This is a genomic window from Ruminococcus sp. XPD3002 (genome assembly GCA_900119535.1).
Classification (GTDB): Bacteria; Bacillota; Clostridia; order Oscillospirales; family Ruminococcaceae; genus Ruminococcus; species Ruminococcus flavefaciens_H.
Genome location: FPJT01000001.1, coordinates 315,946 through 342,445 on the forward strand (window position 1 = coordinate 315,946; position 26,500 = coordinate 342,445).

The following is a 26,500-nucleotide window of genomic DNA, read 5'->3' on the forward strand; positions in this document are numbered from 1 at the left end:
GAACTCAAAATGGATAGTATTGATTTGATGAACTGCGGATAATGACTGCGGAATGAGCTTTATCATATTGATTCGGTTATGACGTTATTCCGACAAAATATGCGTCCTGAATATGGTATACTTTTCGGGAAAGCGTTTCAGAACAAAAAGAGAGGAAGATAACTATGATAAGAATCAAAGGTATGAGGCTGAGCCGTGCTTCGGAGGCTGCGGCAGGATTCATCGTTTCACTTGCGGCAGGAGCCCTTCTGTCGGGGACCGGTATCGCAGGAGTAGCATCATTTGCGGATATATCCCTTTCAGGTGCGCTTCCTATGCCCTATTCGTCAGCTGTACTCGTGGGAGAGATTGCAAGCTGTGTACTTAGCGGAACCGTCGGAAAAAATATAGTAAAACTCTCCGCAATGATAATAATAATGATAGCAAAGCTTTTCCTTGAAAAAGCGGACGATCCCCGCACCTGCGGCATAGTCACGGCGGTGGGAATAATCATTTCGGGCGGAGCGGTCTCGTTCCTGATCGGGGACATAGTGTACAAGATAGGGTTCTATGTGTTTTACGGCGGAGTTGCAGGCTATACTGCTTACTCCGCAGCTTCCGCTGCTGCCTGCGTAAGGCGTGAGGGAAACGTTGACCTTACAGAGCATAACGGCTGTACCTATGCGGTACTGTATACGGTGTTTATCTCCGCACTGTGTGCTGTGAAGCTGCCTGCGCTGAATGCAGGCGTTATTGCAGGTTCGGCTGTAACTCTTCTTGCAGCGTATTATTACCGTTCGGCAGGAGGTGCGCTCTGCGGCGCTCTTACGGTCTGTGGTGCCTTTCTTGCTTCGCAGGATGCAGGTATGACGGCAGTTGTACTCCCTGCGGCAGGCTTCCTCACAGGCTGCTTCTCGCGAAAAAGAACGCTCTATTCCGCAGGACTCTTTGTTTTCCTTTGCTTTGCATTTGCTGTTCTTGCAGGCATGAAGGGGGATAGTGCCGCACTTATTGCAGATACTGTCATTGGTGGACTGCTTTTTCTTGCGCTTGCGCCGAAGTATTCGGACAGGTGGATAACTGCTGGCTCGCCCTCGGCGGAAACGGTGGCATCTCTCATCAAAGCAAGAATGGATTTCCTCAGCGACTCTATCGGAGTTATACGCAGCGAAACTGCCAAGGTATCTCTGCTTCTGGACAGGGAAGAGCCTGCGGAAGAAATATCGGATGACAGACAGAAAAGCGTGTGTGACAGCTGCTACAGGAAGTGCGACTGCTGGAACGAAAACAGAGCTGAAACGGAACGTGCATTTACCGAGCTTTCAGGGATGTCCGAGGTCACAAAGGAGAACTTTCCCTGTGCCCTTGCGGACTGCCTTCGCAAGGACGAGCTTATCAGGGCGTTCGGTGCAGCTGCCCGTGAACGCATTGCAGGGAGAGTGATGATGCTGCGTCAGACGGACGGCAGAAAACTTCTTGCAGAGCAGCTTCTTATGACGGAAGAAATGCTTGCGCTGGCAGGGGAGTCGGTGGACATGCGCTGTTCAGAACCTCTCAGCAAGCAGATAGCCGCAAAGCTCATGCGTCACGGACTTGCGGCGGAGAAAGTTGCGGCAGGATATGGTGAGGGCGGAAGAATACGTGCGGAGCTTTACTTCTCTGCGGAAAATGCCCCCGACAGTACGATAAGGGTATGCGACCTCATATCCGATGAGCTTGGAATACGACTTGAAAATGCAGGACAGGTGAGTGCCCTGAGACAGGTGAGGATATGCTTGTATGAACCCTCGGCACTTATGCTTGAAGTCTACGGAGCATCTTCCTGTGCGGACGAAAGCAGTGAGAGCGGTGATACATCGGCGGTATTCTATGACGGTTCAGGTGCAGGCTATGTGGTGCTGTCGGACGGCATGGGCAGCGGTAAGGAAGCAGCTGTGGAATCACGTATGGCAGTACGCCTTTTCCGTCGGCTGATATGCAGCGGTGCGGATGTGCCTTCCTCTGTGCGCCTTATCAACTCGGTGATGCTGACAAAGTCACGCAGCGAGCTGTTTGCAACTCTTGACGCTGTGAGGATAAGTCCCGACGGAAGCTGTGTCACGGTTATCAAGTCGGGAGCGGCTGCAACTCTTATCAACAGCGGAGGAACTCTCAGGAAAATATCGGCTCCGACCTTTCCCATAGGCATCTATGAGCAGTCCGAAGTCTACATATCTGAATATACAGTGGCATCGGGGGACATGATAATAATGTTCTCGGACGGCGTATGCGAGAACGAGTATCCCTTCATAAGAGAACTGCTTTCGGGCGGCGGAGACCTTAAGCATATCGTGGACGAGATATGTGCAAAAGCGGAGGTCTTCAACCCCTCTGTAAGAGCAGATGATGTGACCGTTATAGGGATACTTGTTAACCGCCGCTGATTATATCACAGGGGACATTTGTTCACTTCTTGTTTCTGTTCATAGTTTGTACAGCAAAAACGGCAAATTGCACTAAATGATACAGCAATTTTTAGTGTAACGTCTAAAAATTGGGCGTGTATACCAAAAATACTTGAATAATAGTTCTGTTTCTGTTAAAATGAATATAGCAAAGGAGGCTGAATTATGGCTGTTAAATCTAATAACAATCCAAATGATTTTCCGCTCTATCTCTTCTATCAGGGAAAGAACTATGAAGCTTACAGATTCTTTGGTGTACATGCGTCAAAAAAAGGAAGAAGCAAGGTCTTTACGTTCAGAGTTTGGGCTCCTAATGCGGTAAGCGTTTCAGTTGTCGGTGACTTCAACAACTGGGACAGAAACTCGGATCCGATGCAGCTTATTGCTGACGGCATCTGGGAAGTGTCTGTACCTAAACTGAAACAGTTCGACGCTTACAAATACAGCATTGAAACAAAGGATGGAAATATTCTGCTCAAATCAGACCCTTATGCCTCACATTATGAAACACGCCCCGGAACTGCTTCCAAGATTTATGAAAGCAGTTATGAATGGGGCGATATGTCGTGGTATGAGGAGAAAAAGAAGAAAATAATATACAAAAGTCCTGTGAACGTGTATGAGGTGCATCTCAGCTCGTGGAAGAACTACGGCGAAGAGGTATTTATGGATTATATCACCTTCGCTAAGGAGATAATACCCTATCTTCAGAAAATGTCCTATACCCATGTTGAGTTCATGCCCCTTACAGAGTATCCCTATGACGGCTCGTGGGGATACCAGGTCACAGGTTATTTTGCTCCTACATCACGCTACGGTACTCCCGATGACTTCCGTGCAATGGTGGATATGTTCCATAAAGCAGGGATCGGCGTCATCCTCGACTGGGTACCCGCTCACTTCCCGAAGGATGCATACGGACTGTATGAATTCGACGGTACATGCTGCTATGAGTATTCCGACGACCGCAAGAAGGAGCATAAGGCGTGGGGAACGAGAGTTTTCGACTACGGTAAAGCCGAGGTCTGCTCGTTCCTGATATCAAGTGCGAATTACTGGTTCGATGAATTCCACGTTGACGGACTCCGCGTCGATGCAGTGGCTTCCATGCTCTACCTGGACTACGACAGACAGGACGGCGAATGGGCTGCGAATATCTACGGCGGCAACGAGAACCTTGAGGCAGTTCAGTTCCTTAAGCACCTGAACGAGGCGATCTTCTCAAAGCATCCCGATGCCCTTATGATAGCTGAGGAGTCCACCGCATGGCCGCTGGTGACACGTCCCACAGATATCGGAGGACTCGGCTTCAACTTCAAGTGGAACATGGGCTGGATGAACGATATGCTGAGCTATATGTCGCTGGATCCGATATACCGTGCATTCAATCACGACAAGCTGACATTTTCGTTCTTCTATGCATTTTCAGAGAATTATATACTGCCTATATCTCACGATGAGGTAGTACACGGAAAATGCTCGATGATAAACAAGATGCCCGGAGAGTACGGACAGAAGTTCGATTCATACCGTGCGTTTCTTGCCTATATGATGGCTCATCCCGGAAAGAAGCTCCTCTTTATGGGACAGGAATTCGGTCAGATGAAGGAATGGGACTACAAGTCCCAGCTTGACTGGGGACTTATGGAGTATGATTCCCACCGTGATCTGCTTAAATTCAACGAGAAGCTTAACAGGTTCTATCTGGAGAACCCGCCGCTGTGGGAGAATGACGACTCATGGGAAGGCTTCAGCTGGATATCAAACGATGACTATAAGCAGAGCGTTATATCCTTCCGAAGGATAGACGATAAATTTAACGAGATAATAGCTGTATGCAATTTTGTGCCTGTAGAGCGAAAAGGCTACCGCATAGGCGTTCCTGCAAAGGGCACGTATAAGGTAGTGTTCAATTCCGACGATAAGGAGTTCGGAGGAAGCGGTATAGCCGAGAAGTCCTACAAGGCAGAAAAAGAACCGATGCACGGCTTTGATTACAGTATATCAATGACGCTGCCGCCTCTCTCGGTCATGTACCTTAAGGCAGCGCCTGCACGTAAAACAGCGAAGAAGTCCGATGATACGGCGTCTGCGAAGACTGCTAAGAAGACTGCGGCTGCAAAGCCCGAGACAGCGGCAAAGACTGCAAAGAAGACTTCGGCTGCAAAGTCCGGGACAGCAACTAAGACTGCAAAGAAGTCAACGGCTGTAAAGTCCGAGACAGCGGCAAAGACTGCAAAGAAGTCAACTGCTGCAAAGTCCGAGACAGCGGCAAAGACTGCCAAGAAGTCAACGGCTGCAAAGTCCGAGACAGCAACTAAGACTGCAAAGAAGTCAACGGCTGCAAAGTCTGGGACAGCGGCAAAGACTGCCAAGAAGTCAACGGCTGCAAAGTCCGAGACAGCAGCAAAGACTGCAAAGAAAACTACTTCTTCCAAAAAGAACAACAAATAGTACCAATATATACAGGAGGTTCAGAACAATATGAATACAAAGAAAAGAGTCGTTGCCATGCTGCTTGCAGGCGGTCAGGGCAGCAGACTGTATGCCCTCACCAAAAACGTTGCTAAGCCTGCCGTACCATACGGCGGCAAGTACCGGCTTATAGATTTCCCTCTCTCAAACTGCACTAACTCGGGTATCGACACTGTAGGCGTGCTTACCCAGTATCAGCCCCTTGTACTTAACGAGTACATCGGAAACGGCGAGCCATGGGACCTCGACAGGATGAACGGCGGTGTACACGTACTTCCGCCTTACGAGACTCAGTCAGGCGCTTCATGGTACGAGGGTACAGCTAATGCGATATACCAGAATATCCGCTTCATCGAGCGCTACGATCCCGAGTATGTTGTAGTTCTCGGCGGTGACCATATCTATAAAATGGACTACTCGAAAATGATCGATTTCCATGTCCGCAACAATGCAGACTGCACGATCTCGGTTATCGATGTACCAAAGGCTGAGGCTTCACGTTTCGGCATAATGATATGCAATGACGAAGGCAAAGTCACAGACTTCGTTGAGAAGCCGAAGGAGCCTAAGTCCACCCTTGCATCAATGGGTATCTATGTCTTCAGCTGGGACAAGCTCCGCAAGTACCTTATCGAGAACGAGAAGGATGCAAATGCAAAGCGCAAGGCAGGTCAGCCCTGGTCCAAGGACTTCGGCAAGGATATCATCACGTCTATGCTCCGCGACGGACAGAGCCTCTTTGCTTATGAGTTTGAAGGCTACTGGAAGGACGTCGGAACTCTCGATTCCCTCTGGGAAGCTAATATGGATCTCATCAATCCGAATGTTCCACTCGATCTCTATGATCCGAGATGGAAGATATATACACGAAGCAGTTATACTCCTCCGCAGTATATCGGCGAAGACGCAAAGGTAGAGAACTCTATGGTCGCAGAAGGCAGCAATGTTGACGGCGAAGTTGATTTCTCTGTACTGTTTGCAGGTGTCACAGTTGAAAAGGGTGCCGAAGTAAGGTACAGTATCGTTATGCCCGGAACTGTTATAAAGGCAGGCGCAGTTGTAGAGTATGCCATTGTAGGCGAGGACTGCGTTATCTGTGAGGGCGCAAGAGTCGGAAATCCGCCGGAAAAAAGCGGCGACCGCGATGACTGGGGCATTGCGGTAGTAGGCCATAATGTGACTGTTTCAGAGGGCAAGTCTGTTGCCCCGAAAGAGATCATAAGCGATAATGTCTGAGCGGAGGTTTTAGTATGAGTGTTAATTTTAATGTTTTAGGACTTATCTTTGCAAGTTTGCACGACAGCAGCCTGCGTGAGATGACAGAACTGAGAACTATGGGATCTGTTCCCTTCGGCGGAAGATACCGCCTTATAGATTTCCCACTTTCAAATTTTGTTAATTCGGGTATTTCAGAAGTGGGAGTTATCACAAAGCATAACTACGGATCGCTCCTTGACCATATCGGTTCGGGACGTGACTGGGATCTTGCCCGTAAAAGAGGCGGAATACACATTCTTCCTCCTTACAGCCGTACAGATAACCGTGAAGGTATGTATACCAGCAGACTGGACGCTCTCAAGAACGTCTGGAGCTATGTGGATCATTCCAAGGCTAAGTACGTTATCCTTTCAAACGCCAATTTCGTAGCTACTATAGACTTTGATCCGATCCTGGAACAGCATATCTCTACAGGTTCGGATATAACCCTTGTTTACGGAACAGGCTATTACGAAAAGGAGAAGCGTACACATCCCGCAAAGAATACCGTTCTGGAATTCGACAATGAAAACTACTTTGTAAGCGCAATGGTGGATCCTGATTTTTCAGGCGAGTGCAAGATTTGGCTCGAAACAATGATAGTATCCAAGAACGTGCTTTCAAATATCGTTTCATCTGCTTCAAGCAGCGGTATCTACAGCTTTACAAAGTCGATACTCCAGACAAGCGGACATGTTTACAAGATAATGGGCTACGAGCATAAGGATGTGTTTATGCGCATCGACAGCATGCAGAGCTTCTATAAGGCTAATATGGCACTGCTGGACGCTGATACGAGAAATGCTCTCTTCCCCAAGGGCAGACCTGTCTTCACAAAGGTAGGAGACAATGCTCCTGTTCATTACGGCATAGATGCAAAGGTCAAGAATTCCCTTATTGCTGACGGCTGCATCATCGAGGGTACTGTTGAGAACTCGATACTGTTCAGAGGCGTCAGAGTCGCAAAGGGCGCTGTAGTCAAGAACTGCGTACTCATGCAGGGCACTATCGTAGGTGCGGACAGTGATATAAACGCAATGATTACAGATAAGAATGTTGAAGTGCAGGAAAACGCTGTACACACTTGCTCGGTACAGCATCCTCTGTTTATAGGAAAAGGCGGTAAAGCCTGAACGGCGGTGATCATATGAAAATATTATTTGCTGCCAGTGAGGCAGTTCCGTATGCAGCTTCGGGCGGACTTGCAGATGTGGTAGGTTCGCTTCCCAAGGCAATCAGCGCCAAGGGACACAGCTGTGCGGTAGTAATGCCGCTTTACAAGTCGGTAAGCGAAAAGCTCGGCGGAAAGGCGGAGTTTATTACAAATATAACTGTGGATGTTTCGTGGCGGAAGCAGTACTGCGGGATATTCAAGACAGAATGTCTCGGCGTTACATACTACTTCATAGATAACGAGTATTATTTCAGCCGTGAGGGACTCTACGGTTTCTATGACGATTGCGAAAGGTTCGTCTTCTTCGACAGGGCAGTGCTTGAAATGCTTAAGCATATAAAATTCAAGCCCGATATTATCAGCTGCAACGACTGGCAGACTGCTCTCATTCCTGTCTACTATAATGTCTATTATAAGTATCAGCAGGGCTATGACGGACTTAAAACAGTATTTACCATACATAATATAGAATATCAGGGCAAATACGGTAAGGAAGTCCTCAACGAGCTTATGGGAGTTCCCTCCTACAACTCGGGACTCCTTGAATATGACGGCCATATCAATATGCTGAAAGGCGCTATCGAGTGTGCGGACAGGATAATCACAGTCAGTCCGAGCTACGCATGGGAGATACTTGATCCGTGGTACGCTCACGGTCTGGACCGTATACTCGTTACAAAGCAGTATAAGCTGAAGGGCATACTCAACGGAATCGACACCGATATGTATGATCCCGATAATGACATATTCATTGAAAAGAACTATTCATCTGAAGATACTTCGGGCAAGGCTGAGTGTAAACGTGCGCTTCTTGAAGAGGTCGGACTTGAAGACAACGGCGAGCCTGTTATCGGAATAGTTACACGTTTCGTAAAGCATAAGGGTATCGACCTTATCCGCTGCGTTTTCGATCAGATAGTAAGAAGCGGAGTCAAGTTCGTGGTTCTCGGAAGCGGCGAGAAGATATACGAGGACTTCTTCGTTGAGATGTCCCGACGCTACCCCGACAGGGTATCTGTGACACTGGGATTCATCCCCGAGCTTTCCCACAAGATATATGCGGGAGCTGATATGTTCCTGATGCCTTCACAGAGCGAGCCCTGTGGACTTGCACAGATGATCGCCATGCGATACGGTACTGTGCCGATAGTCCGTGAAACAGGCGGACTTCGTGACACGGTCCGTGATAACGGCGGAGAGAACGGCAACGGATTCTCTTTCCTGACATACAATGCGAATGATATGTTCGATGCGATAAAACGTGCTCTTAAGGACTACGCTGATAAGAAGGAGTGGTCGGCACTGGTTAAACGTGCAATGGAGTGCGATTACAGCTGGTCGGCTTCGGCGGATATCTATATCGATACCTTCGATGAGCTGGTTTCGGAATAAAAAAGTAAAAGGCAGGGATAAGTCCCTGCCTTTCAGCATATTGAGGTATATATAATCATAGGAGATCTGCGGAGTGTGATATGTGCTTATTCATAGTCCACTACATTTACCCATGAGAGGAGAATGTCCTTTTCCTTGTCCTTTTTCTTGACAGACTGTGATGCAGCAACTATCGGCATCCACGACTGCACATATTTCTTTGCGGTAGAACTCTTTTTGCAGAACAGGTCGAGGTATTTGCCTGCTCCTGCAATATTTCCTTCAAGGCAGAAGGTAAGGTAAGTTCTTGCAGCATCTGCTGAAGCGTTGCCCTGTGTAGCGTGTGCCCAGTCAAGGATATAGGGCTTGTTATCGGGAGTGATGATTATATTTGAAGGAGTATAGTCTCCGTGGCAGAGCTTATTGTGCTTCTTCATGCCGTCAAGACGTGTGTGAAGATCGTACTTTGTTGTATCATCCAGTTCTGTAAGCTCGATTTTTCGGTTCATCTTGTCCTTGAGTCTGCTAAGGAGCGGACAGCTTCTTGACTGGATATCAAGCTGTATATCCACGAAGAGTTCCAGGTATTCTGCGTATTTTTTCGGGTTTGCAGCTATAAGGTCCGAGAGGCTCTCACCTTCGATGTATTGCGATACGATCGCCCATTTTCCGTCTATTCGTGTTACCTCATAAAGCTCGGGGACATTCAGACCTGTTTCCTCAACTCTTGCGTGATTGAGAGCTTCATTGAGTACGTCTGACTTGGAGTAGACCTCATCAAACAGCTTTATGCACTTGTTTCCGTCACGGATGATCTTCTTGTTTGTTCTTTCTGAGATACAATTATCAAGTTTCATAGCATTTCCTCCTTCTTAAGCCTTTGGATACTCTTTTTCGGTAAATGTTCTGCCGTAGTATGCATTGAGGTATATCTGCTTTATCTCGCTGAAGAGAGGATAACGGGGATTTGCGCCTGTACACTGATCGTCAAATGCATTTTCTGTCATCTCATCAAGAGTAGCCATGAAGTCCTCTTCTGAAACACCGTAATCGGCGATCGTATCCTTGATGCCTATTTTATGACGGAGCTCTCTTATAGCGGAAATGAGCTTTTCAAGCTTATCCTTCGGAGTCTTTCCGCCGAGTCCGAGATAGTCAGCGACTTCGGCATAGCGTTCAAGTGTGTGCGGATGATCGTACTGTGGGAAAGTACCCATCTTTGCAGGAGCTTCCGCAGCGTTGAAACGAAGTACGTCTTCAATGACCAGTGCATTTGCGATACCGTGTGGGATATGGTGGTAAGCACCGAGCTTGTGTGCAAGAGAGTGGCTTACTCCGAGGAAAGCATTTGCGAAAGCCATACCTGCCATTGTAGCGGCATTAGCCATTTTTTCTCTTGCTTCGGGATCGTTCGGACCGTTGTCGTATGCACGGGGAAGGAACTCGAAAATGATCTTAAGTGCTTTAAGTGCAAGTCCGTCTGTGAAATCTGTTGCCATTACGGAAGCGTAGGCTTCAAGAGCGTGAGTTACTGCATCTATACCTGAAGCGGATGTGAGTCCCTTAGGAGCGCTCATGTGAAGGTCTGTATCGATTATAGCCATATTCGGCAGGAGCTCGTAATCGGCAAGAGGGTATTTTACTCCTGAGCTTTCATCGGTGATAACCGCAAATGGTGTTACCTCAGAGCCTGTACCTGCGGAAGTCGGGATAGCTACGAAATAAGCCTTTTCTCCCATTTTCGGGAAGGTGTAGACTCTCTTCCTTATATCCATGAAGCGCATTGCCATGTCAGCAAAATCAACCTCGGGATGTTCATAAAGCACCCACATTATCTTTGCGGCATCCATAGCTGAACCGCCGCCGACAGCTATTATCACATCGGGATTGAATATGGATATCTGAGCTGCACCTTCTTTAGCACATGCAAGTGTAGGATCGGGAGCAACGTCGAAGAATGCGGCATGCTGTATGCCGAGCTCGTCGAGCTTGTCGGTGATCGGCTTTGTAAAACCGTTTTCATAAAGGAATTTATCTGTAACTATAAAAGCACGTTTCTTGTTCATTATTGTTTTGAGTTCGTCAAGAGCTGTAGGCAGACAACCGCGCATCATATATATCTTTTCAGGTGCTCTGAACCAAAGCATATTTTCTCTCCTTTCGGCAACTGTCTTGATATTGAGCAGATGCTTTACGCCAACATTTTCGCTTACGGAATTTCCTCCCCATGAACCGCAGCCAAGTGTCAGCGACGGAGTCAGGCTGAAATTGTATATATCGCCTATACTGCCGTGAGATGAAGGAGTGTTAACAAGGATACGGCAGGTCTTCATACTTTTTCTGAATTCTTCCAGTTTATCCTGCTGAGTAAGAACGTCGAGATATATTGAGGATGTGTGACCGTAACCGCCGTCGGCGATAAGTTTTTCGGCTTTGTTGAATGCATCGTTTATATCATTTGCCTTATACATTGCAAGAACAGGGGAGAGCTTCTCGTGAGCGAATTCCTCTGAAAGCTCAGTGCTGTCTGTCTCGCCGATAAGTATCTTTGTACCCTCGGGAACAGTAACACCTGCAAGTTCAGCGATCCTGCATGCGCTCTGACCGACTATCTTTGCGTTAAGAGCGCCGTTGATGAGGATAGTCTTGCCGACCTTCTCCTTTTCGTCCTTTGAGAGGAAATAGCAGCCTCTTGCTGCGAATTCAGCCTTCACCTTGTTATAGATGCTCTTATGAACGATAGTTGACTGCTCGGAAGCACAAATCATACCGTTATCAAAGGTCTTTGAGTGGATTATTGAATTTACGGCAAGAATGATATCGGCGGATTCATCGATTATAGCGGGAGTGTTTCCTGCGCCTACACCTACGGCAGGCTTTCCGCTTGAATAAGCAGCCTTGACCATTCCGGGACCGCCTGTAGCAAGGATGATATCAGCCTCAGCCATAACAAGGTTAGTCATTTCAAGGCTCGGTACATCTATCCATGAGATTATGTCTTCGGGAGCGCCTGCTGCAACTGCTGCTTCAAGCACTATTTTAGCAGCTTCTATGGTAGACTTTTTAGCTCTCGGATGAGGACTTATGATTATTCCGTTTCTTGTCTTAATGGCAAGAAGGGACTTGAAAATTGCAGTTGAAGTCGGGTTTGTGGTAGGGATAACTGCTGCTATAACGCCGATCGGTTCAGCTATCCTTGTGATGCCTGCTGATTTATCTTCCTCGATGATACCGCAGGTCTTTACGTTTCTGTAAGCGTTATAGATGTATTCTGAAGCAAAGTGGTTCTTTATTACCTTATCCTCAACTATGCCCATACCTGTTTCCTCGACAGCAAGCTTTGCAAGGGGGATCCTGTTTTTATTTGCAGCGGTAGCGGCTGCAAGGAAGATCTTGTCCACCTGTTCCTGAGTGAAAGAAGCAAACTGTTTCTGGGCGTTTTTAACCCGCTCGATCGTTTTTTCGAGTTTTTCGGTACTGTCTGTTATTTCATAATTCTTTTTAACCATATATTCCTCCGTTTGGTCTGTTATCAGAGAACTGAACAGCTCCCCGAGATCGCTTCGTATCATTCTTTACGAAGCGTGATTTCTGACAATGACTGCTGAAAGGCTGTTCATTCTATTATAGCCGTCACTAAGCCTGTCATGCATAATTGCTCCGTTATCTGAACATTGTCGGTTAATGGTTGGAGCAAAACACTATCGGATCACCCACCTTGATATTTTTTTGTCAATACAATAATACCACATTGATATTTTTTTGTCAATATATGTTAGCTTAGTCTAACTATGTGCGAGCATTTCAATATCAAATAAAAAGGCTGTGCAATTTAGCTGCACAGTCCCAATTGGTCAAAAAGTATGAATTTATCAGGGAACGCCCTCTCTTGCAGGGCGTTCCCTCTTTCAAAACAGTCCACCGGACTGTTTTGAAATTCACTCTTTGCTGAGCGCTTCGTATCGCAGGGCTCTGCCCTGCAACCCGCCAAAGGCTCTGCCTTTGGAATCCGCTAAAGGGATGGTGGCCCTTTAGAATCCCCGAATTAATAATATCAGGCTGTGCAATTTAGCTGCACAGCCTGTATCGGTTTTATTTAATTACTTCTCTGCAAGGAGTTTCTCAGCGCTTACGAGCTTTACGCAGATAACGAAGAGCTCCATAGCCTTCTGAAGATCCTCTATCGGAGGATATGTAGGTGCAAGACGGATGTTCTTGTCATCGGGATCAACGCCGTAAGGGAATGTAGCACCTGCGCCTGTAAGTGTAACGCCTGCTTCACTGCAAAGCTGAACTATGCGCTTAGCACAGCCGTTAAGAGCGTTGAATGAAATGAAGTAACCGCCCTTTGGATCAGTCCAGCTTCCGATGCCGAGCGGAGCGATCTCCTTGTTGAGTATATCGCATACGAGCTTGAACTTAGGAGCGATGATAGCCATGTGCTTCTTCATGTGAGCGAGCATATTGTCGAAGGTTCCGAAGAACTTTACATGACGGAGCTGGTTCATCTTGTCGTAGCTGATTATGCTGATGCCGAGATGCTTTTTCAGATCGTCTATATTCTTCTTGCTTCCGCCCATTACTGCGACACCTGCGCCTGGGAATGTTATCTTTGAAGTTGAACCGAAGATGTAAACGATATCCTCGTTGCCGACTTTCTTTGCTTCTTCGAGAATGTTGAGGATGTACTCGGGTGAATCTGTAAGGTGATGGATGCAGTAAGCGTTATCCCAGAAGATACGGAAATCCTTTGCAGCAGGCTTAAGAGCGGCAAAACGCTTTACAGTCTCATCGCTGTAGCTGATGCCGTCGGGGTTTGAATACTGCGGAACGCACCATATACCCTTTATGGAATCGTCCTCTGCAACGAGCTTTTCGATCATATCCATATCGGGACCTGTTGATGACATGGGGATATTTATCATTTCAATGCCGAAGAATTCTGTCACCTTGAAGTGTCTGTCATAGCCGGGTACGGGACAGAGGAACTTTACCTTATCAAGCTTGCTCCAGGGAGTTCCGCCGAGAACGCCCTTGTTGAAAGCGGTCTGAACTGCGAAGAACATTGCATTAAGGCTTGAGTTGCCGAAAATGATTATCTCATCCTCGTTAACGCCGATCATTTCAGAGAAGAGCTTCTTTGCCTCGGGAATACCGTCGAGCATACCGTAATTGCGGACGTCTGTACCGCAAGAGCTGATGAAATTTCCGTCATCGAAAACATTCAGCATATCAACGCTGAGTTCAAGCTGTTCCTTGCAGGGGTTGCCTCTTGCCATATTCAGACAGAGTCCCTGACTTTTAAAGGAATCATAAAGCGCCTGATTTTCGTCTCTGAAAGCTTCGAGCTGTTCTTTAGTCATCTGAGATAAATTCATTCCCATACCTCACCTTTCGTATATTGAGCGGAAAACCGCATAATTTGTGCATGATCCGAATCGTCCTGAATTGCAGCAGTACTGCGAGGACGAGACTGACAATAATTTACCAATAAAAGTATACCATAGCACAGCGAGTTTTTCAAGGTGATAAGATGACAAATAATATGGCGGAAAACAGGTTTTTTTTAGCGCTTTCGGCATATTAAAAAAGGAATATGTCTATATTCGGCGGTTTAGTGTGCGCCAACGGCGGACAGCTATTTGTGGAAAATGTATGAATTTTTGCGTTTTCTATTGACTTTTAACGTCGGATTTGTTATAATGCAAGTAGATATATAACTTTTTCAGGCGGTGCTGTCCGAACACAGTGTGTGTCCCGTGAACAGTGATATGCCTGAATATGGGGTTGGGAAAGTACTGATAATCAGGAGGTTTTCATTATGAAAAAATGGTTCAGATCAGGATTTTCTCTTTTAACTTCTCTTGCAATGGTAACAGGTACAACATCCTTTACAGCGTTTGCAGATTCGATAACTACAACTTCAGGCGTTATCGATATGTCAGAAGAGGAGATCAATTTCGCGGAATTCGAGGAAATGGGACTGACTATCCAAGATATTCCTGCGATCAAGGGTAATTATAACGATGGGGCTTATAATTACGGCTATTCACTTGACGAAAACAACGCCGAGGTCTATATGGCGTTCATGAAGCTCATCAATCCTTCAACGGATGAAGTGACGGTAACGCTTCCGAATCCTGTGAAGTTCAGCTCTTCTACAAGGAATTTCGGAACAACAGAGGGAAGCGCTTTCTACGAGGCGGTGTTTACTAACTGCAAACCGGGTATGGACTGTGCAAGCTTCGACCTGCCCGAGCTTTTCTGGCTTGACGAGGTAATGACAAATGTAAGGGCGACTCAGATGCCTTATACCTACAACTGGCTCACCCGTGAGTATACCTTCACTATCGAGACACTGACATTCTCTCCCGCGATAAAGAGCGGTTACGGAGACCTTGAAACAGTCATTGAAGCAAAATCACAGCTCGATGACAAGGTGAACGAGATAGCGGAGATAGTTACAAAAGACGCAGATACAAGATATGATATCATCAAGAATATCCATGACTATATCTGCCTTAATACATACTACACCACAGAATGTATCGACTATTCTTCCGCATACGGAGCTCTTGTGGACGGAAATGCAGTCTGTGAGGGCTATTCCAAGGCTTTCAAGATAGTATGTGATGCACTTGATATCCCATGTGTTGATGTTTTCGGCAACTGGGATAAAGAGGACTCCACTGCACATATGTGGAATTACGTTCAGATGGAGGACGGCATATGGTACGCTATCGACGTTACATGGGATGACAACGACGGCAAGGACGGCAGAGAGATAGTTTACAGATACTTCCTTGACGGTTCGCTGCATTTCCTTACAGCGCATGATCCTTCCGAGGACTTTGATATAACTTACTTCACTTATCCCGAGATATCAAAGACTGCTTATGATCCGAACAAGGCAGTTCCGGGAACTACCGCACCGATAGTAACTACCACCACAAGTACATCTACAGTTACTACAACAACTACGACTCAGCCAACCACAACGACTACAAAGCCGACAACTACAAAACCCACTACTATTACCACCAAACCCACTACAACGAAAAAGGTGACTCAGACTACTCTCACCACAACAAAGAAGGGCGGAAGAAAAACTACAACTACCACAGTACCGCCCGTGACAACAGTGCCGGCTACAACTGCAACTACAGTGCCTGTACAGCCTCTTAAGGGCGATGTTAACCGTGACGGAGTAGTAAATATGGCTGATCTGGTATATTGTGCAGAGGCAGTAAACTGTATGATAAAACCCGAATATTCCTGCGATGTCAACGAGGACGGACGTATGAATGTATTCGATGTTGTTGTAATGCGTCAGCTTATCCCGACGTATTCAGTGGCACCTGCTGAAAAGCCTGTGATAACTGTATAACGGGAGATCTTTTTAAACGAATCTATGGCGGAACCTTTCCTGCGAAAGGCTCCGCCTGTTTTATTGTATTAAGGCGTGAAAAAAGGGAAAACCCTTCCGCAGAAAGGTTTTCCCCGATAAATATTCATATGATCTCTTAGTCAGTACGCTGTATCATCAAGTGGTTCCCTCATCGTTCTTGACTCTCTGGAGTATGACCTTGCCTGATGAATAGAGCCAAGCGTCGGAAGGAGCGCTGTTCAGCGTATAATTAACGTTTGCGCTGTACTGCTCGGTAGTTGAATTAGCCGAAACGGAGCTTGCAGAGATGAAGCTTATCTCAGCCTTGATATCGTCTGCGGTTATCTCGTTGACTATTTCCTCGGGACCGATAACAGATACATCAAGACTCTGTGTCACAAGGGAATATGTGTAACTGTTGTCGGTTATATTGCTTATCTCGACCTTTGAAGGATCAATGGAAATGTTCTTCTTGATTAGTCCCGAACCATCGAATGAAACGATAACGTTTTCAAGCTCGGAAACGTTTGTAAGTTCGTCTGGGAGAACCTTGCTGAGCTGGAAAGTACCCGTATAGTTGAGGTCGATATCGCTGAGAGGTATCTTGCCCAATTCAAGCTCATCCGGTATCTCGTCCTGTATGTTATCCGAAGCAAGAACTACGCTGTCCGCAGAGAGCTTGAGCCTTGAAAGCAGTTTTTCCTGATCGAAGCCGTTTGGAGTACCTGATATTCCGACTTTAAGCGGAACAGTCTTCTGACGTATAACAGGTATCGTTATATTGAAGCTTGTGCTGCTGAATTCCAGACTGGACTGGTCAACAAGTGCATCGTCAACGGTATAAAGCTGGAGCTCGTCATTCTGTATCGAAAGTGTCTGGTCAAGAGTGCGCTGCTTGCTGAGAACTGCATTGCAGGTGTCTATGGTGTCAAGAGTAGCGGAAGGACCTGTTATCTTTACCTTGTTCGGTACGCAGGTTATCTCGTCATAGTTAAGTGACATGCCCTCTGCGTAGGTTATGTTCTGGAGGTAAGGTATAACAGGAAATTCCCTTGTTTCTATCTTGTCAAGGAGTACGGTAGCTGTGGAAGGCCTTATGGATTTTACCTCGTATGTTGAGCCTGTACTGCTTTTGACCTTGATCGAGAGCTTTTTCGTACCCGAAGTTGTAACGTTGTCCGCATCGAGATATGCAACGAGGTTATCGCTTGTGATATTGCCGACCTGAGTACGTTTTCCCAGGAGTTCCACCTTAACTTCCTCTACATCGCAGTTTATAACGCTGAGACCGTTTGCTTCCGCAATGGTACCTGCAAGATCGGTAGAGAGAACGATGTGGTCAACGGTTATCTGCTTTGAAGGGAACTGTGATATCGATACCGTGAACCATACTGCAACGGCAATGATTATCGAAAATATTGCAAGAGCGAAGTTGTTGTCGAAAAGTCCCTTTTTAATCTTATTGCTGTTCATTTCTTCTTCCTCCTTTCAAAAAGAGAGGAGAATTTCTTTTTTTCGTTCTGCTGAGCAGTGCTTTTAACGTCATATATTTCGTCATGCAGGAGAGTTCTGAGCTTCTCCCTTGTATAGTCGCGAGTGAGTATGCCGTTCATAGCGACCGATATCTGACCTGTCTCCTCTGAAACGACTATTATGATAGCGTCCGAGTTTTCGCTCATTCCGATAGCGGCACGGTGACGGGAACCGAGCTTCTTGTTGATGATAGCGTCGTTCTGGGGTTTCGGAAGGAAGCAGGCTGCGGCGAGTATTATACCGTCGCGCATGATAACAGCGCCGTCATGAAGGGGAGTTTTCGGATAGAAGATATTGCCGAATACCTCCTTGCTTGGAGTTGCGTTCAGTATCGTGCCTGTTTCTATCTGTTCGCCGAGACGTACCTGCCGTTCAACAACGATAAGAGCGCCTGTACAGCTTGCGGAAAGTTCAACGCATGAATCGCATATCGCCTCGATAGCGGTATCCCACTTCTGTGAAAGTTCATCGGAGCTGAGATTCAGTCCGAGGGCACGGAGTCCCACTCTTGCACGTCCGAATTTTTCGAGAGTTCTTCTCAGCTCTGGCTGGAAGAGTATGAGTACGGCAATAAGACCGATGTTCAGTGCCTTTGAGAGTATGAACTGCATTATTTTAAGCTTCAGTACGCTGCACAGAAAGTAGCCTGCAACGAGAAGCACTATACCCTTTACCAACTGACCGGCTCTTGTTTCGCGGATGAGTTTCAGGAGCAGGTAGATTATGTATGCAAGAACTATGATATCTATAAAGTCTCTGAATTCGAGTGTCTTTAGTATACTGAAAAAAGCATATTTCAGATTTTCCAACGAGGGCATTTTCTCACGTCCTTTCGTTTGTTCTGAATACTCTGCGGCTGCAAATAAAAGAAGCAAGGTGTCGGAGGAGATGATCCCTCCGACTGAGTGCAGAGTCCTACATATATTATTGTACCACAAATTCAGATAATTTCAATAGTTTTTTAATAATTTCGCATGTTTGTCACATTTTTTATCGCTGAAGCAAGGCGTGAAACGTCCTCGCTGCGGCTGAAGAACGATGGCGAGAACCTTACTGTTCCCTCTTTAGTGCCAAGCTGTGCATGTGCAAGTGCGGAGCAGTGAAGACCTGCACGTAGACAGTAGCCCTGTTTTGCGAGTATATCAGCAGTTCTGCCTGAGGGCATACCGCGTATATTGAATGAGACTATCGGCATATATGAGGCGCTTTTATCACGGTAGACAACTATATCGGCGATGTCGGATATCATGCTGATGAACTGCTCGCACAGTTCTGTTTCGTGCCTGAAAATATAGTCCGTACCTGTGCGCTTTACGAAGCTGATGCCTGCTTTCAGGGACATTATTCCCGTGGTGTTGAGAGTTCCGCTTTCGAGACTGTCAGGCAGCAGATCGGGCTGTATCATACTTTCGGAGCTGCTGCCTGTTCCTCCCTGAATTATGGGATGTATCGGATAGCTGCCATCCGAAATGAGGAGTCCCGTTCCTGTAAGACCGTAAAGGCCCTTGTGTCCCGAAGTGCAGAGGATATTGATTCCGTCACCGAGACTTACGGGGATAATACCGCAGACCTGTGCGCCGTCCGCAATGAAGCATATTCCCCGTTCTCGGCAAAGCTCCGCAATACGGCGGTATGGCAGAAGCTGACCTGTTACGTTGCTTGCGAGGGTACAGATGACGGCTTTTGTGTCATCGGATATTAGACGACGGAAGGATTCAATTGTCCTGTCATCATCGGGAAATACCTCTGCAACTGAAAGTGATGCTTTTCCCTGCCTGACAAGCTCCGCAGCAGGTCTTGCAGAGGAATTGTGTTCGAGACTGCTTATTATCATGTGACCTCCGCCGTACATGACTCCCTGTATCGCCATGTTGAGAGCGTGGGTGCAGTTCAGCGTGAAAACGGTATTCTCAGGTTCTGCACCGAAAAAATCGGCAGCCTCTGCCCTTGCCGAGTATACTGCCTCGGAAGTTCTTGCTGCAAGTTCGTGACCGCCTCTTCCCGAGTTTCCGCCGTACCGGACCATAGCTTCACGGGCGGCACGGATCACGCTTTCGGGCTTTGGAAAAGTGGTAGCCGAATTATCAAAGTTTATCATGATCTTCCGCCTCCGCTTCTGTACGGTATGGGATATCATAGAGCTTAAGCACCCGCAGTGCTTCGCTGCAGCTACGGGATATAATAAGCCTGTAGCCGCATCCCCGTTCCGTTCTTACAACTTCGCAGGGGAAGCCTCTTGAACGAAGCAGCCGCTGACTTTTAACTGCGTAGGTGTATGAGGGCATTTCTGCAATACATTCCTTCATGGTATCACCCCTTTATGACTCTGCGGAAGCATGGTACACTAACATTATATGCGAATGAACGTTTACTGTGATTTGCCGATCATACGCAGTTTTTTCAGTTTTTGAAAAAATTTTCCGTAAATGTGTTATAAATCTGTTTTGCCGTGCGAGTGTAGTAAGTGTCAGAGCAATACAGGCTCTATTTTTATAAATGATGGAGGTTGAAATATGAAAAAATTACTATCAACGGTCGCAGCATTATCATTGCTTTTATCCGGTGGGACAATACTTCCGGAACAGGCATCATTTGTTGGAATGAATGCCTTTGCTGATACCGTTTCTGCTGAGGAAGCAGACGAAACAAGAAAAGAAACTATAGGCGACTTCGTTTATGAGATCTCAGACACAGAAGCTAAGCTCTGTGAGTGCAATAACAAGGACATTGTTGATCTGGTGATACCGTCAGAAGTAAACGGACTTCCTGTTACAGAGATATTGTGGTTTACATTTAGCGATATGACGAGTATCAGGTCTGTGAAAATACCGGATACTATAAAGCATATTGATGATTTTGTTTTTTCCGGCTGTACTTCACTTACAGATGTAAAACTGCCAGATAATTTTGAGAGTATGCAAATATCAGCATTTACTTTTATGGATACGCCGTGGAGAAATATGCAGGTAAATGAAGACGGATATTTCATTTTGGGAAGTACACTTGTTGATGCACTTGACTGTACAGAAGAGAATGTTGTGGTACCTGATGGAATAACCAGAATAGCAGCTGATTGCTTTTCAAATACAGATGACAGAACCGGTACTAAAATCAAGAGCGTTTCCTTGCCTGATTCACTCAAGGAGATAGGAACTATGGCTTTTTGCCATCTTGAAGAACTTGAAAGCATCGATATCCCTGACAGTGTTGAAACTATCGGTACAAGTGCTTTTTCAGATTGCTATAAGCTAAGTAAAGCTAATCTTCCGAAAAGCCTTAAAGAGATATCAGGCGGTTTATTTAGTAACACTGCTATTGAAGAAATAGAAATTCCGGAATCGGTAAAAAAAATAGGCGGTTCGGCTTTTTGTGAAACACGTATTACCAAAGTTGTTATTCCATCAACAGTAGAAGAAGTTGAGGACTATGTTTTTAGTGACTGTCATCATCTTGAAGAAATATATTATGATGCTCCTGAGCTAAAATACTATATATCTCAAGGAACTCCTGTAAATAAGGTGGTTTTGGGTGAAAATGTCAGAAAGGTTAACAGAAGCGTTTTCTGGTTTTGTGATCAGCTTAGCAGTATTACATTCCTTAATCCTGATTGTGAGATAGATGACCGCATGATAAGCTGCTGGATAGGACCGACCGGTTCATCTCCCGAGAGTACTACCGTTACCGAGAGCAAAACCGAGTCTGAAGCAGCAGACGATCAGACGGATGAAGGTCTGCACAAAAAAGATGTGAAGATATTAACTTCTTTCCCTGCTGGTTTTACAGGATATCTCGATGATTCAAACTACAAGTCACGTATAACGATATGTGGTTTTAAAGGTTCAACAGCAGAGCTGTTTGCGGATAAAAACGGATATTATTTTTCAGAAATAGATGGGAATATTGTAAATGAAACAAGTATTAATGTTGAGGAAATGACAGTCGATAATATAGGCGATGCCAACGGAGATAACGAGATCGGACTTGCAGATTCACTCGTTATCCTCCAGAATATAGCCAACAGCATCAAGTATCCGCTGACAGAGGAAGCTCTTGACAAGGCTGATGTATTTAACCGTGGGGACGGTATTACAGCCAATGATGCGCTCAGCATCCAGAAATACGATGCAAAGATCATAAGCGCGCTTCCCGAGTCTTACATGAAATGATATAGTTTATATAGGTTAAGAAAGAGATCTTCAGCGGACGTCTCTTATGATGACGATGCCCGCTTACAGGATAAAGAAGAAAAGTGATGGGTTTGCAGGAGGCGCAATTAGTGCGCCTCCTTGCATTTTCTGTTCATGAAGCACAAAAAGAAAGGCTGCCCCGAACAAGTCGGGACAGTCTTTCATTTGAAAAGGTGTGTTATGATTAACGCCAGGAGGTATAGAAGGCGTTGATACGGTTTTGTTCTTATTTCTTTTTCTGAGTATATTATAACTCAAAGATGCAGATAATGCAATAACAGGCTGATATCAGCTGGAATACAAAACAGTTCCGTAAGGTTACACAATAATAACAAGATCTGACTGTAAGAAATTTCTTTGTAGCTTTTTGAGAAAATCTGCATAGAATATATTAAAGAGCAGTGTGATACAACTGTCTTGCGGCAGTTCCATTACCGAAGGTGGCTGATATCAGTAAATGCTTGTATGCCCGCGGATAGCCTTGCAGGTGTGTATGAGTATCAGACTGCTGCTTTAACATAAAGACAGTCCTTAAGGGGACTGTGGTACGGACGTTTTATCCCGGACGTCCGTACTTTTTTTGCTCTGCAAGACGGCGGTATTTCTGTTTTGTAGCCATTCCGCCGCGGATATGCCTTTCACGTTTGTTTATTTCAAGGATGTTCCTGACTTTTTCGTACAGAGCAGGATCTTCTTTTCTCAGTCTGTCGCTGACGTCCTTGTGGACGGTGCTTTTGGATATGCCGAAATGCTGTGCGGCATTTCTGACAGTTGCGTGGTTCTCGGCTATGTACATCCCGAGGGTGACTGCACGCTGTTCGGGCTTTTCTTTCATGTGTATCAACTCCACTGTTCTATTTCTGCGGACAGTAATTAATATGCATCGATCCCGCATTTAAGAATCAGCTGCGTCAACTTAATTGGAAAGTCGCTTGTTTTATTGGTGCTAACGAATAATTTGGCTGTGAATCTTGACTTTTAAGGTAATATGTGGTAAAATAAAAGCACATTATTTGATTCGGAGGTTGTTAATATGGCTTTTTGTAAATTCTGTGGAAAAGAGATCCCTGAGGGCGGAGCTTGCGACTGTGCTGAGAGCATAAAGGATGCAGCAGCAAGTGCCGTTGAAGGATTAAAGGAAAAGGCAGAGAATGCTGCTGAGGCTGTAAAGGACAAGACTGAGGACGCTGTTGAGGCGGCTAAGGACAAGGTCGAGGACGCTGCCAAGGCAGTAAAGGACAAGGTCGAGGATGTTACAGAGGCAGTAACAGACAAGGCTGAAGACGCTGTCGAGGCAGTAAAGGATAAGGCTGAGGACGTTAAGGAAGACGTAAAGGATGCCGCTGCTGAGATCACAAAGTCCGACAAGAAAAAGGAAAAGAAGAAGAAGGAAAAGAAGTCCGATGCCAATGACGGCGAAGGCAAGAAGAAGGGCAAGACAGGCGCAAAGGTGATCGCTGTACTGATACTGGCTGTTCTTCTGATCCTCGGTCTTCTCATATGGAGCGGCATAAACAGTATTGCAAGAAAGAAGCCTGTTAAGCAGTATGTAAAGGGTATCAACAAGACTGATATCGAAATGGTGATGGAATCTATCTATCCCGAGGAGCAGATCGCTGTTATCAAGACAGGTTACAGCTATGATGCACTGGATTCCGAGAAATCATTCAAGAGCAATCTTGAGAGCACTGGCTTCAAGAAGGCTAAGGTAAAGTTCTTAGAGGGCGAAAAGCTCAAGGATGAGGATTTCGACCGTGCAGCTGAGTACTACAACTCTGTAAGCGGCGGTTATGGTATAGACAAGGCGTACAGATACAAGGTTGAGGTAACTGTTAAGACCAAGAAGGGCAAACAGCCTCCGAGAACAGGTTATGTTACCGTTGTAAAGCTTGAGGACGACGACTGGAAGTATTTACCATACGGCGACAGCTCGGGACTCAGCACTTACTTCTCACTCTACTGATAAAAGACATAATTCAGGGACTGCATTTCGCAGTCCCTTTTTATGGGATAAAAAATATTGGAGGTTTTTTGCTTGGCTGAAACTATACTGAGACAGACTCTTATTATGCTGATACTTATGTTTATCGGATTTATATGCAGTAAAACGAAGATAATCAGCAATGACGCAAATAAGGAGCTTTCCCGTTTTGTGCTTCAGATAGTCAACCCTGTTGTTATTTTCATGTCATATCAGACCGAACTGCACGGCGATCTTGTCAGGAATCTGCTGATAACGTTTCTGCTGTCCGTGCTGGCATTCGCGGTTGTCATACCTGCTGCATACCTTATTATAAGGAACAAAAAGGAACGTGATACTTCCATAGAGCGGTTTGCTTCTATCTATTCCAACTGCGGATTTATGGGAATACCGCTGATAAATGCGATGTTCGGCATGGAGGGAGTGTTCTATCTGACCGCATTTATAACGGTATTCAACCTTGTGGTTTGGACTCACGGCATCATCCTCATATCAGGTGAAAAGGACTTCAAACAGGTAATAAAGGTCTTCTATTCGCCGACTATTATTGCGATAGTTCTCGGTATCGTTACGTTTTTCCTTCAGATACGGCTTCCCGAGATACCATATGCGGCGCTCAATTATATCAAGGAACTCAATACTCCTGTGGCTATGATAGTATCGGGCGTTACAATGGCTGGCACGGACCTGCGGAAGCTCGTAAAAAAAGCAGGCGTTTACAGAGTCTGTGCGGTTAAGCTTCTTGTGCTTCCGTTTATAGTGTCATTAGTTCTCTCGTTCCTTCCTGTGGACGAAAAGGTAAGACTTATCGTTGTAGTCGCTTCTGCGGCACCTCCTGCGGCGATGTGCACATTGCTAAGTCTTAAATATGGTAAAAATTCTATCTATGCATCCGAAATTTTTACCGCTGGAACTATACTATCCGTAATTACTTTACCAATTATCACAATGACTACGGAATATTTAACAAAAATGGTGAAGTGACTTTGTTTATTACGCTGATTTTTAGAAATTTAGCGCAAAACAGTTTGAAATTTAGTTGGTTTGTGTTATAATAAATGTATCATAACGGACAATTCCTTTACAATTGTTACGGTGATGGCCTTTATGGGCAATTAGGTGATAGGCATTATATTTTATGAAACGGAGTTTGAGAATTATGGAAAAAAGAGGAATAAGCAAGCTTGATCTAAAGCGGCGCAACAGAATGCAGATTTTGAGAGTTATCAGAGAATCGGGACCGATTTCAAGAGTCGATGTGGCGAGCGCACTCGAAATTACCCGTGCTGCTGTAACTATCATCACTAACGAAATGATCGAAGAAGGAGTTCTCGTAGAGATCGGAGAAGCTCCTATCAATACCGAAAAGCTCCAGAAGGGCAGAAGAAAGATACTTATCGATATCAATGTGAACAGCCGTTTTGCACTGGGCGCAACCGTTGATGAAAAGGAAGTTAGTATCGGCCTTACAAACCTTAATTCAGAGGTGCTTGATAAATCAAGCATGGTCATAGACGAGCGTACCACAAGCAAGGATATCATCAATTACATCATAAAGACAAGCAACACTATGATCGAGAACAGCGCTCTTACAAAGGATAAGATCCTCGGCCTCGGCGTTGGCGTTGTACCGTCTATGTGGGGTAAACTCAAGATATTCTATAAGGACGGCGTACTTGATTTCACAAACTTTATCGACAAGCTCCAGAGCGGACTTGATATCGATATCCACTGCGGAAATGCTATCGGTCTTATGGCTCTTGCAAGCAATGATTTCCGCACCCAGAACGGCTACCAGACAAATACAGCATTCCTTCATAACGGCAATCAGGTAAATCTCGCTATCGTTAACAAGAACGAGCTTTCAAACGACTATGTTTCATATACCTCAATGATAGAGAAATATATCGTTTGTCCCAACGGAAGAAGCTATGAAGGCTATCCGAACGGCTCCGTAAAGGCTGAGCTTTCACGTTCTGCTATACTCTCTGCCTTTGCTGAGATCTATTCAAAGGAAAAGACTCCTGTGCTCTATGAGCTTACAGAAGGCGATAAGAGCAAGATCAATACAGATAATGTATTCGGCGCTCTTATGAGAGGCGAAGAGCCTGTAAAGAACCTTGTTGACGACCTGATAGCTAAGTACACTGTGCTCCTGAACAACCTCGCAATAAGCCATTTTGCTAAGAAAATAGTGCTTCATAACTATCACCTGAACGAGAAGCAGTTTGACTATATCAAGCGCGAAATGATACGTCTTGTAAGCGAAGAGATAGCTGACAGAGTAGTTCTCAGCAAGCTCGACGGAAAGAATAATTTCCTCGGCGGCTGTGCTCTTATCATTCAGGATAACTTCTTTGTACGCGGCGGTATGCAGTAATAAAGAATATGATGGCTCCCGAAAAGGGAGCCATTTTTTGCAATATAACATCCAATAAAAATGAACAAATAATATACCTTTTGTATATAATTGACCTTCTGAGCTGTTTTGCTGCTTTTAAAAAAATCACAGAATGAAGCCGCTTAAATCTCCGTTTTGCTACAAAATGCTAAAAATTATTAATAAACAATGACCAACTATTGAAATCGGTCTTTGAAAGCGCTATAATGAACAATATCATTAGTATTGTGCCGTATTGCGCCCTTTTTGCAGTATGGCAGGGGTGATTACTCCGAAGCAGCGCTTCGGAAGAAAAAGATAGGCGTATCTGT

General features: G+C 45.6%; 18 protein-coding genes. 10 read left to right on the forward strand and 8 right to left on the reverse strand.

Annotation, left to right across the window (positions count from 1 at the left end; genetic code table 11):
- Positions 1-164: 164 nt before the first annotated feature.
- The 5 genes from BT127_RS01245 (at position 165) to glgA (ending at position 8,721) form a co-directional block, all read left to right on the forward strand.
- Positions 165-2,402 carry a SpoIIE family protein phosphatase gene (locus BT127_RS01245; RefSeq protein WP_075423202.1) on the forward strand — a complete coding sequence of 746 codons (2,238 nt, stop codon included), beginning with the start codon at positions 165-167 and terminating at the stop codon, positions 2,400-2,402.
- Between the two features lie 186 nt (positions 2,403-2,588).
- Positions 2,589-4,877: a 1,4-alpha-glucan branching protein GlgB gene (gene glgB / locus BT127_RS01250; protein ID WP_075423203.1), complete on the forward strand. Its 2,289-nt coding sequence runs from the start codon at positions 2,589-2,591 to the stop codon at positions 4,875-4,877.
- A gap of 30 nt (positions 4,878-4,907) precedes the next feature.
- On the forward strand, positions 4,908-6,134 hold the full coding sequence (locus BT127_RS01255) for a glucose-1-phosphate adenylyltransferase (RefSeq protein ID WP_075423204.1): 1,227 nt from the start codon (positions 4,908-4,910) through the stop codon (positions 6,132-6,134).
- 14 nt (positions 6,135-6,148) lie between these two features.
- A complete protein-coding gene (gene glgD, locus BT127_RS01260) occupies positions 6,149-7,288 on the forward strand; it encodes a glucose-1-phosphate adenylyltransferase subunit GlgD (RefSeq protein WP_075423205.1) in 1,140 nt (379 codons plus the stop codon).
- 14 nt (positions 7,289-7,302) lie between these two features.
- On the forward strand, positions 7,303-8,721 hold the full coding sequence (gene glgA, locus BT127_RS01265) for a glycogen synthase GlgA (protein WP_075423206.1): 1,419 nt from the start codon (positions 7,303-7,305) through the stop codon (positions 8,719-8,721).
- 86 nt (positions 8,722-8,807) lie between these two features.
- On the opposite strand, the gene BT127_RS01270 is transcribed toward glgA, so the two are convergent.
- The 3 genes from BT127_RS01270 to BT127_RS01280 all read right to left on the reverse strand — a co-directional run bounded on the left by BT127_RS01270 (position 8,808) and on the right by BT127_RS01280 (position 14,078).
- Complete coding sequence (locus BT127_RS01270) at positions 8,808-9,557, reverse strand: phosphotransferase (RefSeq protein ID WP_075423207.1); 750 nt, start codon at positions 9,555-9,557, stop codon at positions 8,808-8,810.
- 15 nt (positions 9,558-9,572) lie between these two features.
- Positions 9,573-12,209 (reverse strand): bifunctional acetaldehyde-CoA/alcohol dehydrogenase, encoded by a 2,637-nt coding sequence (adhE, locus tag BT127_RS01275; RefSeq protein WP_075423208.1) that lies wholly within the window; start codon positions 12,207-12,209, stop codon positions 9,573-9,575.
- 591 nt (positions 12,210-12,800) lie between these two features.
- Positions 12,801-14,078: an aspartate aminotransferase type Ic gene (locus tag BT127_RS01280; RefSeq protein ID WP_075423209.1), complete on the reverse strand. Its 1,278-nt coding sequence runs from the start codon at positions 14,076-14,078 to the stop codon at positions 12,801-12,803.
- A 443-nt stretch (positions 14,079-14,521) separates the two neighbouring features.
- Between BT127_RS01280 and BT127_RS16630 the strand changes: the two genes are divergently transcribed.
- Positions 14,522-16,087 (forward strand): transglutaminase domain-containing protein, encoded by a 1,566-nt coding sequence (locus BT127_RS16630; protein ID WP_075423210.1) that lies wholly within the window; start codon positions 14,522-14,524, stop codon positions 16,085-16,087.
- 156 nt (positions 16,088-16,243) lie between these two features.
- Here BT127_RS16630 and BT127_RS01290 read toward each other — a convergent pair whose 3' ends face one another.
- The 4 genes from BT127_RS01290 to BT127_RS01305 form a co-directional block, all read right to left on the reverse strand.
- Positions 16,244-17,560 carry a CdaR family protein gene (locus tag BT127_RS01290; protein WP_075423211.1) on the reverse strand — a complete coding sequence of 439 codons (1,317 nt, stop codon included), beginning with the start codon at positions 17,558-17,560 and terminating at the stop codon, positions 16,244-16,246.
- Positions 17,557-18,438: a diadenylate cyclase CdaA gene (gene cdaA / locus BT127_RS01295; RefSeq protein ID WP_075423212.1), complete on the reverse strand. Its 882-nt coding sequence runs from the start codon at positions 18,436-18,438 to the stop codon at positions 17,557-17,559. The genes BT127_RS01290 and cdaA overlap by 4 nt, the downstream gene beginning before the upstream one ends.
- 143 nt (positions 18,439-18,581) lie before the next feature.
- Positions 18,582-19,718, reverse strand: coding sequence for an aminotransferase class V-fold PLP-dependent enzyme (locus BT127_RS01300; RefSeq protein ID WP_075423213.1), 1,137 nt, complete (start codon positions 19,716-19,718; stop codon positions 18,582-18,584).
- Positions 19,705-19,926, reverse strand: a complete 222-nt coding sequence (locus BT127_RS01305; RefSeq protein ID WP_075423214.1) for a DUF3343 domain-containing protein — start codon at positions 19,924-19,926, stop codon at positions 19,705-19,707. The genes BT127_RS01300 and BT127_RS01305 overlap by 14 nt, the downstream gene beginning before the upstream one ends.
- Positions 19,927-20,133: 207 nt before the next feature.
- On the opposite strand from BT127_RS01305, the gene BT127_RS01310 reads away from it, so the two are divergent.
- A complete protein-coding gene (locus tag BT127_RS01310) occupies positions 20,134-21,786 on the forward strand; it encodes a leucine-rich repeat protein (RefSeq protein WP_082334846.1) in 1,653 nt (550 codons plus the stop codon).
- Between the two features lie 577 nt (positions 21,787-22,363).
- On the opposite strand, the gene BT127_RS01315 is transcribed toward BT127_RS01310, so the two are convergent.
- Complete coding sequence (locus BT127_RS01315; protein ID WP_075423216.1) at positions 22,364-22,642, reverse strand: sporulation transcriptional regulator SpoIIID; 279 nt, start codon at positions 22,640-22,642, stop codon at positions 22,364-22,366.
- A 198-nt stretch (positions 22,643-22,840) separates the two neighbouring features.
- Here BT127_RS01315 and BT127_RS16385 point away from each other — a divergent pair, with 198 nt between their 5' ends.
- From BT127_RS16385 to BT127_RS01330, 3 genes are all read left to right on the forward strand, one after another.
- Positions 22,841-23,770, forward strand: coding sequence for a hypothetical protein (locus BT127_RS16385; RefSeq protein ID WP_075423217.1), 930 nt, complete (start codon positions 22,841-22,843; stop codon positions 23,768-23,770).
- A gap of 72 nt (positions 23,771-23,842) precedes the next feature.
- Complete coding sequence (locus BT127_RS01325) at positions 23,843-24,772, forward strand: AEC family transporter (RefSeq protein WP_075423218.1); 930 nt, start codon at positions 23,843-23,845, stop codon at positions 24,770-24,772.
- A 175-nt stretch (positions 24,773-24,947) separates the two neighbouring features.
- Complete coding sequence (locus tag BT127_RS01330) at positions 24,948-26,168, forward strand: MarR family transcriptional regulator (protein WP_075423219.1); 1,221 nt, start codon at positions 24,948-24,950, stop codon at positions 26,166-26,168.
- Positions 26,169-26,500: the final 332 nt, after the last annotated feature.

Bases quoted from the DNA above. Each gene is read 5' to 3' on its own strand.
- BT127_RS01245 (WP_075423202.1), top strand. From the start codon at position 165: ATGATAAGAATCAAAGGTATGAGGCTGAGCCGTGCTTCGGAGGCTGCG.
- glgB (WP_075423203.1), top strand. From the start codon at position 2,589: ATGGCTGTTAAATCTAATAACAATCCAAATGATTTTCCGCTCTATCTC.
- BT127_RS01255 (WP_075423204.1), top strand. From the start codon at position 4,908: ATGAATACAAAGAAAAGAGTCGTTGCCATGCTGCTTGCAGGCGGTCAG.
- glgD (WP_075423205.1), top strand. From the start codon at position 6,149: ATGAGTGTTAATTTTAATGTTTTAGGACTTATCTTTGCAAGTTTGCAC.
- glgA (WP_075423206.1), top strand. From the start codon at position 7,303: ATGAAAATATTATTTGCTGCCAGTGAGGCAGTTCCGTATGCAGCTTCG.
- BT127_RS01270 (WP_075423207.1), bottom strand. From the start codon at position 9,557: ATGAAACTTGATAATTGTATCTCAGAAAGAACAAACAAGAAGATCATC.
- adhE (WP_075423208.1), bottom strand. From the start codon at position 12,209: ATGGTTAAAAAGAATTATGAAATAACAGACAGTACCGAAAAACTCGAA.
- BT127_RS01280 (WP_075423209.1), bottom strand. From the start codon at position 14,078: ATGAATTTATCTCAGATGACTAAAGAACAGCTCGAAGCTTTCAGAGAC.
- BT127_RS16630 (WP_075423210.1), top strand. From the start codon at position 14,522: ATGAAAAAATGGTTCAGATCAGGATTTTCTCTTTTAACTTCTCTTGCA.
- BT127_RS01290 (WP_075423211.1), bottom strand. From the start codon at position 17,560: ATGAACAGCAATAAGATTAAAAAGGGACTTTTCGACAACAACTTCGCT.
- cdaA (WP_075423212.1), bottom strand. From the start codon at position 18,438: ATGCCCTCGTTGGAAAATCTGAAATATGCTTTTTTCAGTATACTAAAG.
- BT127_RS01300 (WP_075423213.1), bottom strand. From the start codon at position 19,718: ATGATAAACTTTGATAATTCGGCTACCACTTTTCCAAAGCCCGAAAGC.
- BT127_RS01305 (WP_075423214.1), bottom strand. From the start codon at position 19,926: ATGAAGGAATGTATTGCAGAAATGCCCTCATACACCTACGCAGTTAAA.
- BT127_RS01310 (WP_082334846.1), top strand. From the start codon at position 20,134: ATGAAAAAATTACTATCAACGGTCGCAGCATTATCATTGCTTTTATCC.
- BT127_RS01315 (WP_075423216.1), bottom strand. From the start codon at position 22,642: ATGAAAGAAAAGCCCGAACAGCGTGCAGTCACCCTCGGGATGTACATA.
- BT127_RS16385 (WP_075423217.1), top strand. From the start codon at position 22,841: ATGGCTTTTTGTAAATTCTGTGGAAAAGAGATCCCTGAGGGCGGAGCT.
- BT127_RS01330 (WP_075423219.1), top strand. From the start codon at position 24,948: ATGGAAAAAAGAGGAATAAGCAAGCTTGATCTAAAGCGGCGCAACAGA.